The organism is Mycolicibacterium tokaiense (assembly GCF_010725885.1).
Classification (GTDB): Bacteria; Actinomycetota; Actinomycetes; order Mycobacteriales; family Mycobacteriaceae; genus Mycobacterium; species Mycobacterium tokaiense.
Window position 1 is genome coordinate 5,995,369 of the sequence record NZ_AP022600.1, and the last position, 14,405, is coordinate 6,009,773.

17 protein-coding genes are annotated in these 14,405 nt (G+C 69.1%); 16 read left to right on the forward strand and 1 reads right to left on the reverse strand.

From position 1 onward, the window contains the following. Positions 1-126: 126 nt before the first annotated feature. From G6N58_RS28865 to G6N58_RS28930, 14 genes are all read left to right on the forward strand, one after another. The gene (locus G6N58_RS28865; protein ID WP_068920016.1) at positions 127-1,062 is read left to right on the forward strand and encodes an ABC transporter permease; all 936 of its coding nucleotides are present in this window, start codon (positions 127-129) and stop codon (positions 1,060-1,062) included. Further along, positions 1,059-2,000 carry an ABC transporter permease gene (locus G6N58_RS28870; RefSeq protein WP_115280490.1) on the forward strand — a complete coding sequence of 314 codons (942 nt, stop codon included), beginning with the start codon at positions 1,059-1,061 and terminating at the stop codon, positions 1,998-2,000. The genes G6N58_RS28865 and G6N58_RS28870 overlap by 4 nt, the downstream gene beginning before the upstream one ends. Before the next feature lies 1 nt (position 2,001). After that, on the forward strand, positions 2,002-2,814 hold the full coding sequence (locus tag G6N58_RS28875; protein ID WP_115280489.1) for an ABC transporter ATP-binding protein: 813 nt from the start codon (positions 2,002-2,004) through the stop codon (positions 2,812-2,814). Then, positions 2,811-3,647 carry an ATP-binding cassette domain-containing protein gene (locus G6N58_RS28880; protein ID WP_115280488.1) on the forward strand — a complete coding sequence of 279 codons (837 nt, stop codon included), beginning with the start codon at positions 2,811-2,813 and terminating at the stop codon, positions 3,645-3,647. Before G6N58_RS28875 ends, G6N58_RS28880 begins: the two co-directional genes overlap by 4 nt. Continuing rightward, entirely contained in the window at positions 3,647-4,603 is a 957-nt protein-coding gene (locus tag G6N58_RS28885) for an aldo/keto reductase (RefSeq protein ID WP_115280487.1), read from the forward strand. Before G6N58_RS28880 ends, G6N58_RS28885 begins: the two co-directional genes overlap by 1 nt. Before the next feature lie 7 nt (positions 4,604-4,610). After that, a complete protein-coding gene (locus G6N58_RS28890) occupies positions 4,611-5,375 on the forward strand; it encodes an HpcH/HpaI aldolase family protein (protein WP_115280486.1) in 765 nt (254 codons plus the stop codon). A 327-nt stretch (positions 5,376-5,702) separates the two neighbouring features. After that, positions 5,703-6,881: an NAD(P)/FAD-dependent oxidoreductase gene (locus G6N58_RS28895; protein ID WP_115280485.1), complete on the forward strand. Its 1,179-nt coding sequence runs from the start codon at positions 5,703-5,705 to the stop codon at positions 6,879-6,881. A gap of 9 nt (positions 6,882-6,890) precedes the next feature. After that, positions 6,891-8,054, forward strand: coding sequence for an NAD(P)/FAD-dependent oxidoreductase (locus G6N58_RS28900; RefSeq protein WP_115280484.1), 1,164 nt, complete (start codon positions 6,891-6,893; stop codon positions 8,052-8,054). Positions 8,055-8,070: 16 nt separating this feature from the next. Further along, on the forward strand, positions 8,071-8,460 hold the full coding sequence (locus tag G6N58_RS28905) for a cupin domain-containing protein (protein WP_232068050.1): 390 nt from the start codon (positions 8,071-8,073) through the stop codon (positions 8,458-8,460). Next, positions 8,457-9,197, forward strand: a complete 741-nt coding sequence (locus tag G6N58_RS28910) for an SDR family oxidoreductase (RefSeq protein ID WP_115280483.1) — start codon at positions 8,457-8,459, stop codon at positions 9,195-9,197. The genes G6N58_RS28905 and G6N58_RS28910 overlap by 4 nt, the downstream gene beginning before the upstream one ends. Next, positions 9,194-9,916: an SDR family NAD(P)-dependent oxidoreductase gene (locus G6N58_RS28915; protein WP_115281971.1), complete on the forward strand. Its 723-nt coding sequence runs from the start codon at positions 9,194-9,196 to the stop codon at positions 9,914-9,916. Before G6N58_RS28910 ends, G6N58_RS28915 begins: the two co-directional genes overlap by 4 nt. Positions 9,917-9,926: 10 nt before the next feature. Then, a complete protein-coding gene (locus G6N58_RS28920; protein WP_115280482.1) occupies positions 9,927-10,577 on the forward strand; it encodes a nitroreductase in 651 nt (216 codons plus the stop codon). 1 nt (position 10,578) lies between these two features. Then, positions 10,579-12,015, forward strand: a complete 1,437-nt coding sequence (locus tag G6N58_RS28925) for an ATP-binding protein (RefSeq protein WP_115280481.1) — start codon at positions 10,579-10,581, stop codon at positions 12,013-12,015. 41 nt (positions 12,016-12,056) lie between these two features. Continuing rightward, entirely contained in the window at positions 12,057-12,641 is a 585-nt protein-coding gene (locus G6N58_RS28930) for an SDR family NAD(P)-dependent oxidoreductase (protein ID WP_115280480.1), read from the forward strand. Here the strand turns inward: G6N58_RS28930 and G6N58_RS28935 are convergent. Further along, positions 12,576-13,310 carry a DUF3159 domain-containing protein gene (locus G6N58_RS28935; protein WP_163908525.1) on the reverse strand — a complete coding sequence of 245 codons (735 nt, stop codon included), beginning with the start codon at positions 13,308-13,310 and terminating at the stop codon, positions 12,576-12,578. The genes G6N58_RS28930 and G6N58_RS28935 overlap by 66 nt on opposite strands. A gap of 61 nt (positions 13,311-13,371) precedes the next feature. Between G6N58_RS28935 and G6N58_RS28940 the strand changes: the two genes are divergently transcribed. Continuing rightward, positions 13,372-14,073 (forward strand): class I SAM-dependent methyltransferase, encoded by a 702-nt coding sequence (locus G6N58_RS28940; protein WP_197746459.1) that lies wholly within the window; start codon positions 13,372-13,374, stop codon positions 14,071-14,073. Positions 14,074-14,155: 82 nt separating this feature from the next. Beyond that, positions 14,156-14,404, forward strand: coding sequence for a hypothetical protein (locus G6N58_RS28945; protein WP_115280478.1), 249 nt, complete (start codon positions 14,156-14,158; stop codon positions 14,402-14,404). Position 14,405: the final 1 nt, after the last annotated feature.

Sequence of the window (14,405 nt, forward strand, 5' to 3'; positions counted from 1 at the left end):
TGACCACACAGGTTCTTCACGAGGCCGGTGACTGACGTGGCCGACCAGCTCCTGGCGCCCATGCCGGCGTCCTCGGCCCCCGCGGCCACCACCCAGCGCGGTGTTCTCAGCAGACTGGTGGGCCCGATGCCGCGCTACATCCTGCGCCGCCTCGGGCAGAGCGTGCTGACGGTGTTCCTGACCCTGACCACCGTCTTCGTCCTGATCCGGATGGCGCCGGGTGATCCGGCCTACTCACTGGCCGGGCCGCTGGCCAGCACCGAGGACCTGGCCCGCATCCGCACCGACATGGGCCTGGACCAGTCGGTGTTCGTGCAGTACCTCAAATACCTGCAGGGTCTGCTGCACCTGGACCTGGGCACGTCGTACTCGTTCCAGGCCCCGGCGTTCGACGTGGTGCTCTCGCGGCTGCCCTACACCATCACCTTGGCCGTCTCGGCGATCCTGCTCACCACCCTGGTCGCGATCCCGCTGGGCGTCTGGATGGCCCGGCGCGCCGACACCCGCCGCGAGCTGGCCGCCAACGCCGTCACCATCGCCGGGCAATCCATGCCGGACTTCTGGACCGGCCTGATGCTGATCACCGTGTTCGCCGTGCTGATCCCGGTGCTGCCGCCGGCCGGGTTCACCACCTGGTCCAGCCTGATCCTGCCGACGGTCACCATCGCCGTGCTGCAGGTGGCGCTGATCTCCCGGATGGTGCGCCGCGAGATGGTCGGGGCGTTCCTGTCGCCCTACATCACCGTCGGGCGCGCCCGCGGCGTCTCCGAGCGCGAACTGATCTGGCGCTATTCGCTGCGCAACTCCGCGATCCCGGTGCTGACCGCCCTGGGCACCCGCTTCGCCTCCATGCTCAACGGCGTGGTGGTGGTCGAGGTGGTGTTCGCCTGGCCCGGCGTCGGTTCCCTGGTGGTGCGGGCGCTCGAGACCCGCGACTACCCCCTGATCCAGGCCACCGTCCTGGTCACCGCCGTGCTGGCCATCCTGGTCCAGTTGCTCGTCGACCTCTGCTACCCCCTGCTCGACCCGCGCGTGCGGCTCGGAAAAGGACGCTCGAAATGACCACTCCGGCAACCACCGTCATCGATCCCCCGGCCCAGCCGCGGCCCTCGGCGGTCACCGAACGCGACATCGCCCGCGCCGGCGCCACTCGACGCCGCCGCGACAGCCGCATCAAGGTCTGGGTGGGCACCATCGCCGTGCTGATCGTGGTGGCACCGGTGGCCCTGGCACGGATCCTGCCGCTGCCCTCCCCCGATGCCACCAACCTGGCCGCCCGACGGCTCCCGCCGCTGACCGACGGCCACCTGTTCGGTACCGATCAGCTGGGCCGCGACCTGCTGGCCCGCGTGCTCTACGGCGGCCAGGTGTCCCTGGCCATCGGCCTGCTGGCGGTGCTCGTGTCCGGGCTGATCGGCCTGACCCTGGGTGCGCTGGCCGGCTACCGCGGCGGCTGGATCGACACCGCCGTCAGCCGCCTGCTGGAAGCACAGCTCTCGCTGCCGCTGCTGATGATGCTGCTGTTGGTGGTCGCCCTGTTCGGTCCGTCCATCCCCGTCATCACCTTCGTCATCGCCATTGCCCAGTGGCCCGAGATAGCGCGCCTCACACGGTCTTTGACGCTGGTGGAACGCGAGAAGCCCTACATCGCGGCTGCCCATGTGCTGGGCCTCGGGCACGCCGGCATCCTGTTGCGCCACATCATCCCCAACATCGTCAAGCAGGTCTCGCTGGTGGTGCTGCTGCTGCTGGCCCAGGCGGTGCTGCTGGAAAGCGCCCTGAGCTACCTCGGCGCGGGCCCACAACGCCCCTTCGCCACCTGGGGCCGCATCATCTCCGACGGCCAGGACTACGTGACCACCTCGTGGTGGCTGGTGACCCTGCCTGGTCTGGTGATCGCCCTGCTGGTGGTGGGCGTCAACCTGCTCGGCGACGGCCTGCGCGACGGCCAGGGCGGCGGTCTGCGAAAACTGTTCTCCCTGCGCACGAAGGAGGCCTGAGATGGGTAACCTGCTGCACGTCGACGAACTGCAGATCGAGCTGATCACCACTCGAGGTGTGGTCCGCGCGGTCGACGGAGTGTCGTTCAGCATCGATGCCGGCGAGACCGTGACGATCATCGGTGAGTCCGGCTCCGGAAAGTCCACCACCGCCATGGGCATCCTCGGACTGCTGCCCGCCGACCTGGCCGTGCTCTCCGGCAGCGCCCGCTTCAAGGACACCGACATCCTGGGCAACGACGCCGCGCTGCGCAAAGTCCGCGGCCGCCACATCGCCCTGATCCCCCAGGACCCGATGACCGCGCTGAGCCCGGTGCACACCATCGGCGCCCAACTGCGCGACGCGGTGCGCCACAGCGGCGTCTCCGGCCGCGCCGCCCAGCGCCAGCGCGCCGTGGAACTGCTGGACCAGGTGCACATTCCGCGCCCGGCCGAACAACTCACCAAATACCCCCACCAGCTCTCCGGCGGCATGCTGCAGCGCGTCCTGATCGCCGCCGCACTGGCCGCCGGCCCTGAACTGATCGTCGCCGACGAACCCACCAGCGCCCTCGACGTCACCGTGCAGGCCAGCATCCTGGACCTGCTGCTCGAACTGCAGGAACGCACCGGCGTCGCGATGCTGCTGATCACCCACGACCTCGGCGTGGCCCGGCTGATGTCGGACCGCATCTTCGTGATGAAAGACGGCCGCTTCGTCGAAGGCGGCTGCGCCGAGAGCCTGCTGGGCAACCCCCAGACCGCCTACAGCAAGCGACTTCTCGACGCCGTGCCGCGGCTCGACGTCCCCACCGGCATGGAGGTACCGGCATGAGCGAACCATTGCTAAGCATCGAGGATCTGGTGGTCGAGTACCCGGTGCCCGGCGGGGTGTTCCGGGCGCTGGATTCGGTGAGCCTGAGCGTCGAACGCGGCGCCTGCCTGGCCGTGGTGGGCGAATCCGGCTGCGGCAAGTCCACTCTGGCCAAGGCCATCGTGCGGTTGGTGCGCCCGGCGTCGGGCACGATCTGCATCGACGGTGTGGACATCGCCGCGATGTCGGAACGCAAACTGCGCCCGTTCCGCTCCCGCATCCAGATGGTGTTCCAGGACCCCTACGGCTCGCTGGACCCCCACCTCAACGCCGTCGACATCGTGGCCGAACCGCTGCGGCTGCGCGGGGTGCGCAGCCGGCGCGACCGCGAGGCCCGGGCGGCGAAGCTGATCGACCAGGTGGGCCTACCCAGCAGCGCGCTGCGCCGCAAGCCGGCCGAGTTCTCCGGCGGCCAGCGCCAGCGCATCGGCATCGCCCGCGCCCTGGCCAGCGAGCCGGAGCTGCTGGTGTGCGACGAGGCCACCAGCGCCCTCGACGTGTCGGTGCAGGCCCAGGTGCTCGACCTGCTGCGCGACATCAAACGCGACACCGGCCTGACCTACGTCTTCATCTCCCACAACCTCGGGGTGGTCCGCGAGATCAGCGATACCATCGTGGTCATGCGTTCCGGCGGTATTGTCGAATCCGGTTCCACCGCACAGGTTCTGACGCACCCCAGCCAGCCGTACACCGTGGCGCTGCGGGCCGCGGCGCTGGATCCCACCACCATGACCGGAATCAAACCGCGCGACGTGGTGTCGCGCCTGACCACCGCAGTCCAAGGAGCAGCCTGATGCCCGAGCTCGACTTCACCCGCCCGGTTCTGGGCACCATGACCTTCGGAGACACGGTCACCGCCGACGTCGCCGCCCAGATGGTGGACGCCGCCCTGGCCGCCGGCATCACCCACATCGACACCGCCAACGGCTACGCCGGCGGCGAGGCCGAACGGATCCTGGCCGACGTGCTGCGGGGCCGTCGCGATCAGGTCACCGTCGCCACCAAGGCCGGGATCCCCCACCCGGACGCCGACGGCCATGCACCGCTGTCGCCGGTCGGGTTACGCGCCAGCGTCGAGGGCAGCCTGCGCCGCCTGGACACCGAACGGGTGGACCTGTTCTACCTGCACCAGCCCGACCGCGCCACCCCGCTGCACGAAACCCTTTCCACCGTTGCGCAACTGGTGGAGGAGGGCAAGATCGGCGCGCTCGGGGTGTCCAACTACGCCGCCTGGCAGATCGCCGAGATCAATCACCTGGCCGACCAGGTGGGCGCACCCCGGCCGGTGGTGGCCCAGCAGGTCTACAACCTGCTGGCCCGCCGCATCGAAGACGAGTACGCCGAATTCGCCGCCGTCACCGGGCTGATCACCATGGTGTACAACCCGCTGGGGGGCGGGCTGCTCACCGGCAGGCACAGCTTCGACGCCGACCCCGCCGAGGGCCGCTTCGGCGACTCCCGGCTGGCGGCGATGTACAAGCAACGCTATTGGAACACCACCGTTTTCGACGCCCTGTCCCAGCTGGCGGTCCTGGCCGACAAGGCCGGGCTGCCGATGACCGAACTGGCGCTGCGGTGGCTGGTCAGCAAGCCGGTGGCCGGCCCGCTGCTGCTGGGCGGATCCAAGGTGAGCCACCTGGAGAACAACATCGCCGCCATCAACGCCGGACCGCTGGACGCCGACCTGGTGGCCGAGTGTGACGACATCGGTGCCGCGCTGCGTGGCACCATGCCGAACTACAACCGCTAGGAGCGCCATGACCGCGAGTGACTTCGCCGCCCGCCTGCGCCGCCGCGAGCGCCTGATCGGCTACTGGTCGGTGCTGGACTCCCCGGTGTCCACCGAGTGGCTGGCCCACGTGGGCTATGACTACCTGGCGCTGGACATGCAGCACGGGCTGATCGGCTACTCCGGCATGGTCGCGGGGCTGACCGCCATCGACGCCGCGCACGGGCCCGTCGGCCTGATCCGGGTGGAGGCCAACAACCCCACCCCGATCGGGCGGGCGCTCGACGCCGGCGCGGCCGGGATCATCGTGCCGCTGGTCAACACCGCTGACGAGGCCGCCGACGCCGTGAACGCCGCCACCTATCCGCCGGCCGGGATCCGGTCCTACGGCCCCATGCGCTCACAGCTGCGCATCGGCCCCGTCCCCGCGATCGCCGATGCCGACACCGTGGTGCTGGCCATGATCGAGACACCGCAGGGCCTGGCCAACGTCGAAAGCATCTGCGCGACACCGGGTCTGGCCGGGGTGTACGTCGGGCCGTCGGATCTGCGGCTGGCTGTCGGCGGTGCCCACCCGCAGGACCCCGCCGTGGACGACGAGTTCGAGGCGGCCCTGGTGCGGGTACGCGACGCCGCCGCCGCGGCCGGGGTGGCTGCCGGCATCCACACCCCCGACGGCGCCACCGCCGCCCGCCGCCTCGGCGAGGGCTTCACCTTCGCGTCGATCGCCTCGGACCTGACGCACCTCAAGCAGGCTGCTGCCGCGCATCTGAAGGCCGCCACCGGGGGTTGATCTGCGGAAGCCCCGGGCCCCGAGAAGGGTCCGGGGCTTTCGGCCAAGCAGCAGCGCGGTTTTCTGCATCCGGGCTGCGATCCGTCGGCATTCGCGACCGTGCTGCAGAAAAGCGCTTATCCGACCAGCGGCTCATTAATCAGCGTCTCGCCATAAACCCCACGAGGTCAATCAACGACGCGCCAATCAGTTCCCATTAGGCGGTCAAACAGAGGGCCGCGGCCCCGATGCGCAGTACCGAGCCGGGGGTGCCCCCCTGCCCCCGGACCGAGAACTACGGGTTTTCCGTGGTCCCTGACCACGGCCTCCAGTGCCATCGTCGTAGGCATGAAGGACGTGCTGGTTCTCGGTGGTGGCTTCGCCGGGGTGTGGAGCGCCGCCGGCGCGGTCCGCCTGGCCCGCTCGGTGGGCAACGACGACCTGCGCGTCCGCCTGATCAGCACCGGCGACGACATGGTGATCCGGCCGCGCCTCTACGAGCGCAACCCGGACAAGATGCGCGTCAGCCTGGACAGCCTGCTGGGCCCCATCGGAGTCAACCGGATGAATGCCCGCGTCGAGTTCATCGACGTCACCGCCCAGATGGTCAGCGCCCGCGACCATGACGGAACACCCGTCACCGCGATCTACGACCGGCTGGTGCTGGCCACCGGCAGCCAGCTCAACCGACCGACCTTCCCCGGGTCGGCCCACGTCTTCGACATCGACACCGTCGAGGCCGCCACCGCCCTGGATGCACATCTGCACCGGCTCCCCCGGCTCGACCAACAGGGCCGCTACACCGCCGTTGTGGTGGGCGCCGGCTTCACCGGCGTGGAGATCGCCACCGAGTTGGTCGGCCGGCTGCGCGAGATCGCCGGGACCGACGTCCGCGTCGTCCTGGTCGAACTCGCCGACGTCCCGGGTCCTGAACTCGGACACGCCCCGAGGCCCTTCATCGTCGACGCGCTCACCGAGCTGGGCGTCGAGCTGCGCCTGGGCCGCACCCCGATCGCAGCCACCACCGATACGGTGACCCTGGACGACGGCGAGATGATCCCGGCCGCCACCGTGGTCTGGACCGTCGGCATGGCCGCCAGCCCCCTGACCGCGCAGATCCCTGGTGAGCGGGACCGGTTCGGCCGCCTGCTCGTCGATGAGTACCTGCGCGTGACACCCACGGTCTACGCCGCCGGCGACACCGCCGCCGCGATCGCCGATGACGGCCATCCCACCATCCAGAGCTGCCAGCACGCGCAGCCGATGGGCAAGTACGCCGGCCACAACGTCGCCGCGGACCTCCTCGGACTGCCGATGCTGCCGTTCACCGCCGACCCGTACAGCAACTGCCTCGACCTCGGCGCCGCCGGCGCGCTCATGACGGTGGGCTGGGACCGGGTCGTCGACAAAGCCGGTGCGCAAGCCAAAGCGATGAAACAGGCCATCAACACGCAGTGGATCTACCCGCCCATCGACTCCGCCGACGCTCTGCTCGCCAAAGCCGGCCACTTCAGCAACAGCGCCTAGGAGGAAAACATGTCCCCAACCAGGATCGTGGTCGTCGGCGGCGGATACGCCGGCGTCCTGGCCGCCAACCGCCTGCGCCAACGCGCCGACGTCGACATCACACTGGTCAATCCGCGGCCTCAGTTCGTCGAACGGATCCGCCTGCACCAGTTGGTCGCCGGCAATGACGACGCCATCGAGGACTACTCGGCGGTGCTCGCCGACTCGGTGAAGCTGGTGGTCGACAGCGCCCGACGCATCGATGCCGCTGCCCACCAGGTGCAGCTGGGATCAGGAGCGTCCCTCGATTATGACTACCTGATCTACGCCGTCGGCAGTACCGCCCCCGTGCCGCCGTCGGTGCCCGGCGCCGCCGAGTTCGCCTACCCACTCGGTGAATTGGAGGCAGCGCAACGCCTGACCGCGCGACTGGCCGATGTGCCGCTGCAGGCGCCCATCGTGGTGGTCGGCGGCGGACTGACCGGAATCGAAGCGGCCTCCGAATGGGCCGAAGCCGGCCGCAACGTCACCCTCGTCACGGGTGCGCTGGGTCCGTCACTGGCCCGCGGCGGCCGCAAGTCGGTGGCCAAGCAGCTGAAGAAGCTCGGGGTCACGGTTGTCGAGAACGCCACCGTCACGCAGGTGGACAAAGACCGCGTCATCCTGCGCGACGGCACGCAGCTGCCGAGCGCTGCCACCGTGTGGACCGCCGGCTTCGGTGTCCCCACCCTGGCGGCCGACAGCGGTCTGCGCACCGACCGGCTGGGTCGGCTGCTCACCGACGAGACCCTCACCAGCGTCGACGATCCCACGATCATCGCCGCCGGCGACGCGGCCTCCCCCTCCGGTGTCCCGTTGCGAATGAGCTGCCAGCTGGCCATGCCCCTGGCCTCCCACGCCGCCGACACCCTCTTGGCGCGCCTCGACGGCACGAAGCCCAAAGACCTGAACCCGGCCTCGGTGGGTCAGTGCATCAGCGTGGGCCGCCACGGCGGCACCATCCAGATGTCGCACTTCAACGACGAAGCCCTGCCGATGCACCTCGGCGGCCACCTGGCCGCCACCATCAAGGAATCGGTGTGCAAGGGCACGGTGTCGTTCCTGGCCAAGGAGGCCCGCAAACCGGGCAGCTACTTCTGGCCCAAAGGTGGTAAGCGGCAGAAGAATCTGAGGAAAGGGACAGCCAGTGTCTGATGTGATGGACAAATTGATGAAAGCCATGACCGTCATCCAGTCGGTCACACCACCCCACATCCCCGACGGTGCGGACGCGATGACCGCCATCATCGAATGGGGCCCCGGCGACAAAGGCGCGCCGCCGCACCGCCACCCCGGCGGACCGTGTTTCGGTTACGTCCTCGAAGGCGAGATGCTCTTCGAACTCGAAGGTGAGGCGCCGCGGGTCATTCGAGCCGGAGAAGCGTTCTGGGAGCCCGGTGGCGACGTCATCCACTACTCCGACGGCAACAACCGCGACGACATCCCACTCCGATTCCTCGTCACCATGCTCTGTCAGCCGGGCGTGGACATGTTTGTCCTCGTCGACGACGCTGAACTCGACGAACGCAAAGACCGCCGCTTCCAGGAGGGACAGAAATGAAGATCACGATCATGGGCGCCACCGGCCAGATCGGCAGCCAGGTTGTCGAGTTGCTCACCGCCGCAGGCCACGACGTCAACGCAGCTTCCCGGTCCTCGGGGGTGGATGCGGTCGCCGGAGAGGGGGTGGCGACCGCATTCGCCGGGGCCGACGTGGTGGTCGACGTCCTGAACTCCCCCACCCTGGAACCCGGCCCGGCGCTGGACTTCTTCACCAACTCGGCCACCACCCTGCTCGGCGAGGCTGCCAAGGCGAATGTGGCGCACTACGTGCTGCTGTCCATCGTCGGTGTCGGGAGCATCGACGCCGACGGCTACCTGCGCGGCAAGCACCTGCAGGAGGAACTGGTGGCCAACTCCGGCGTGCCCTACACCATCGTGCGGGCCACCCAGTTCCACGAATTCACCGCAGGAATCGCCGAATCACTGGTGGTCGACGGTGTGGTGCACGCACCGGATGCGATGATCCAGCCGGTTTCTGCAGCCGAGGTCGCGGGCGTGGTCGCGCGGGTGGCCACGGAGGCGCCGCGCAACGGCGTGCTGAATTTCGGTGGCCCGGAGAAGATGTCGTTCGCCGACCTGGCTCGCACCGTGTTCGCCACGCAGGGCAAGGATCTGCAGGTGATTGTCGATCCGCAGGCCACCTACTTCGGGGTCCCGGTCCAGCAGCACAGTCTGGTCACCGGCGACGGCGCCGAGCTGGGCACCACACGGCTCTCGGAGTGGCTGCGGCGATGAGCGAACTGGAAGGCCGCACCGCACTGGTCACCGGCGGTAGCGCCGGAATCGGTTTCGCTACGGCCCGACGGCTGGTCGACGCGGGCGCCTCGGTGATCATCACGGGGCGCAATCCGCAACGCGGAGAACGGGCCCGGGACAGCCTCGGACCGGCGGCACAGTTCGTTGCGGTGGACATGGCCGACCCGGCCGGGGTGGAGCGGCTGGCCCGCGAACACGAACCCGACATCCTGGTCAACAACGCCGCACGCTTCCCGGCGGCCCTCACTGTCGACCAGGACGAGAACGACTTCGGGCACACCTTCGCCACCAACGTGCGCGGGCTCTACTTCCTGGTGGCCGCAACGGTGCCCACCATGATCCGCCGCGGTGGCGGCGCCATCGTCAACGTCACCTCCATGGTGGCGTCCAAAGGTGTTCCGGGCGCCTCGGTGTACAGCGCGTCCAAAGCCGCGGTAGAGCAGTTGACCCGGACGTGGGCCGTCGAGTTCGGCCCGCACCACATCCGGGTCAACAACGTCGCGCCCGGACCGACCAGCACCGAGGGGGTCGCCGCCGAATGGGGCGAGACCAACGACGAACTCGGGCGCGCCTTGCCGCTGGGACGCACGGCGGATCCCGCCGAGATCGCCGAGGCCATCTACTTCCTGGCCTCGCCGCGCGCCAGCTTCATCACCGGAACCACCCTGCACGTCGACGGCGGCGGCACCGCCGTCTGAAAGGAAAATCATGGACTTCGACGACGTGGTGCTGCGCAGGCACTCCTCGCGGATGTTCCTGCCGGACAAACCCGTACCGCAGGAACTACTGGAGGAGGCGCTGACGCTGGCCATGCGCGCACCCTCGAACTCCAATGTCCAACCCTGGCGGCTGTTCCTGGCCTCGGGCGCCCGACGCGAACGCCTGGGCGCCGCGCTGGCCAAGGAAGTGCGCACCACGCCGCCGCCGAATCTCGGTCTGCCCGAGTCGCACAGCCATCTGCGCCGTGAGCTGGGTGCGCTGCTGTACGGCGCCATGGGGGTGGCCCGCGACGACAGCGCCGGCCGCTGGAACGCCCAGCTGCGCAACTGGGACTTCTTCCACGCGCCGGTGGCCGGCATCGTCTGCATGCACCGCGATCTGGGCCTGCCCGACGCCATCGGCGTGGGCATGTTCCTGCAGACGCTGCTGTTGGCGCTGACCGAACGCGGCCTCGACAGTTGTGTGCAGGTCTCCACCGCCCTCTACCCGGACGTGGTACGCCAACACCTGGACATCCCCGACGACCTGACGGTCCTGTGCGGCATCTGCATCGGGTATGCCGACCCCGCGTTCGCCGCCAACAGCATCAACACCCCGCGCAACCCAGTGACCGAGAACGTCGTCTTTCTCGACGACTGACATGGACGACGCACTGTTACTGCCCACCGGCAGCCTCAAAGACGAACTGCGCACCGTCTTCCTGTTCCAGTTCCTCACCGAGGAGCAGCTGGATGCGCTGTGCGGCAATGGCCGCTGCACCACGGCTGCGGCAGGGACGGTATGCCGCGAAGGGGAGCCGGCGCAGTTCTTCTACGTGCTGCTCGACGGCGGTGACGTGGTGGTGTCGAAGCGCTCCGGCGACAACGATGTCGAACTGCACCGGACATCCGAACGCGGAACGTATTTCGGCGCGATCTCCGATGCGGTCCAGGTGTACGACGTGTCGGTGCGGGTGACGCGGCCGTCGCGCCTGTTCGTCGTCGACGCCGGGTTCTTCACGCAGTTCACCCGGGCGGTGTGGCCGGTGGCGGTCCACCTGCTCGAGAGCAGCGTCACCGGCGGTCTGCGACAGCGTCAGCTGCTGGGGCTGCAGGAGAAGCAGCACGCGCTGGCGACCATCACGGCGGGACTCACCCATCAGCTCAACAACCCTGCGGCGGCCGCCGTGCGGGCTGTGGCCGACCTGCGCGACAGCATGGCCGAAGCGCACCGCCATCTCGGGGTCCTTGCGCGGACTGCTCCGCAGGCACTGAGCGGAGTGCTCGCGATTCAGGACGAGATCAGCGCGCTGCTTGCCACCGAGGTGACGCTGACGCCGCTGGAAACCGCGGATCGTGAAGACGCCCTGGATGACTGGTTTACCGACCACGGCATCGCCGACGGTTGGCGCTTCGCCTCGACGTTCGTGGAGGCCGGACTCGACGCGGGCTGGCTGGACCGCATTGCCGCAGCCACACCGGGATCGCTGCCGAGCGCCGTCTGCTGGCTGCGCCACATCATCGACATCGAGATGCGAACCCGCGAGATCGCCGAGGCCACCGCCCGCATCTCTACGCTGGTCGACGGCGCCAAGCCCTACTCGCAGATGGACCGCGGCCCCTACCAGTGCATCGACATCCACGAGATGCTGCGCAGCACCGTGCTGATGTTCGGCGACAAGATCGCCATGGCGGGCAAGGCGGTGACCCTGATCAAGGACCTGGACCACACACTGCCCGAATTGCATTGTTATCCCGCTGATCTGAACCAGGTGTGGACCAACTTGATCGACAACGCCCTCTACGCGATGAACGGCCGCGGAACGCTGACGGTGCGCACCCGGCGCGAGGGTGATGCGATGATCCGGGTGGAAATCTGCGACGACGGTCCCGGCATCCCTGTCGACATCATCGACCGGATCTTCAACCCGTTCTTCACCACCAAACCCGTGGGTGAAGGGCCGGGGCTGGGTCTGGATCTGGCGTGGCGCATCGTCGTCGACCGGCACGGCGGCCACATCTCGGTGCAGTCAGTGCCCGGCGATACCCGCTTCATCGTGTGTCTGCCGCTGGAGGCGCCCGCCCCGACGGCGTCCTGACTGCCACGATTGTCCGAGCGCAGCGGGAGGGGGGTCCGGTGATGAGCGCTCCAGAACTGACCGGGCGCACGATTTTGGTGACCGGGGGCACCTCGGCCGTGGGCGTGGCCACCGCGGCCCTGTTCGCCGCGGCCGGCGCCCAGCTCATCATCAGCGGCCTCGACGCCCGCGCCGGACGGGCTGTCGTCAGCGACCTCGGCCCCGGCGCCCGGTTCATCGCCGCGGACCTGGCCGACCTGGAGTCCGTCGACCACCTGGCCCGGCAGGTGCCCGTCGACATCCTGATCAACAACGCCGCCGTCACCGACGTCGACACCCTGGGCGGACTCTACTTCCTGGTGTCCGCCGTCGCGCCGTGCATGATCCGCCACGGCGGAGGCGCCATCGTCAACGTCGTTTCCGAGGGTCCCGGTGCCGTGGCCGCGCTGACCCGCACCTGGGCCGCAGAGTTCGGCGGCGACGGGATCCGGGTCAACTGCGTCGTCACCGGGGTCCGGGCCAATCCGCTGGGGCGGCGCGCAGAGCCGCGCGAAATCGCCGAAGCGATCCTGTTTCTCGCCTCACCGCGGGCGAGCTTCATCACCGGCGCCAGCCTGCTCGTCGACGGCGGTGCCGATGTCCTGTGAGCGGGCATTGAGTGCATACGCGTGCCGCAGCACCCGCACCTGGAGATAGCCGACGGCGATCGCCAGCGGCACACCGGTGAGCAGGTCCACCACACCCAGGGCCACCACGTTGTCGCTGAAGTAGAACGGCAACTTCGTCAAGGTCCGGGTGGCCGCGGCGGCGGCGAAAAGGGCTGTGGCCCAGTCGTATCCTCGCAGCAGGGTCTTGTTGGTGCGCCACTGCCGGCCGGACACCAACGGGCCCAGCAGCATTCCGAGCAGCGGCCGGCGCACGGCGATGGACAGTAGGAAAACGACGGTGAAGACGCCGGTCTGGATGAGGTCGGGCAGGAACACGTCACCACCGTCGCCGCCGGCCAGAGCCATCAGCCCGGACAGGGCCACCAGGATCATGCCGCCGACCGCGGGGGCCACCGACTGACCCGCGATCCGGCGGGCCGCAGCCAGTACCACCGCCAGCCCCAGCGCCGACATCGTGGACACCACCAGGTCCGGGGTGACGAGATAGACCACCAGGAACAGCAGGTTGGGACCTACGGCGTCGACGATCCCCCGCCAGCCGCCCACCACGTCGATGATCGGGATGTCCGGGGAGGCGATGAGCGCGGAGAGCCGCTGCCGCGCACCGGAGCTGCGGACCGGAGGTTCGGTGTCGAGTAGGTTCGTCAATCGGGTGCTCTCCCTGTGAGTTGCAGTGTGTCGGTGGCAACTCCACTGTTGCCATCCCGGCATGGTCCAGCCAGGACTCAGCAGTCCCTGGATCACCGACCCCTTCTCGCGGCCGCCCGACGTCGGGAAACTGGGCACCATGTGCACCCTCGACACCCGCCGTGATGTGGCGGCACCTCCAGACGGCCTGCTCTTCCTCGGCCAGTTGCTGCGCGAGCCGCGCCACGTGGGCGCGGTTGCACCGAGCTCCGCCCGGCTGGCGGCGGCCATCACCGCGGCGATTCCGGAGCAGGGCGATCCGGTGGTGGTCGAACTGGGCGCCGGTACTGGGGTGTTCACCGAGGCCATCCGGGGCCGGCTGCACGGGCGCGGTCACCACGTCGCTGTCGAAGTGAACCCGACGTTCGCGGCGCTGCTGCGCCGGCGGTTCCCAACGGTCGACGTGGCCGAGGCCGACGCCGAGGCGCTACCCGAGATCGTCGCGTCCCGGGCGCTGACGGCCGCCGACGTGGTGGTGAGCAGCCTGCCGTGGGCGTCGTTCGGTGCCGGCACCCAGGACCGCCTGAGCCGGGCGGTGCTCGGGGTCCTGACCCCGGACAGCGTGTTCACCACCTTCGCCTACGCGCACGCCCAGTACCTGCCGTCGGCGCGCCGGTTCCGTGCGCTGCTCGCCGAACGGTTCGAAGAGGTGGTGACCAGTCGCACGGTGTGGCGCAACCTGCCGCCTGCACACGTGCTGCACGCCCGGCGGCCACGCCTGTAGCTACTGTCGACCGGAGGGCGCTGCGCTTGCTTTGCGGCCATTCCGACCGACCACTCAACTGCCTGAGCTAGTATTTCCGGCCGTGGCTAAATTGACCGTTGCGATAATTGCCTTCGCCGCCGCGCTTCCCTTCGGACCCGTGGCGAACGCCGAGCCCAGCTCGTCGTGCGACGCGAACTACTCGGGCCCGTGCGTACCGGTAGACAGCGATGTCGACTGCGCCGGGGGCAGCGGCAACGGCCCGTCCTACGTGCAGGGTCCGGTGCGTGTCGTCGGCTCCGACATCTACGGCCTCGACCGCGACGGCGACGGCATCGGCTGCGATTCCTGAC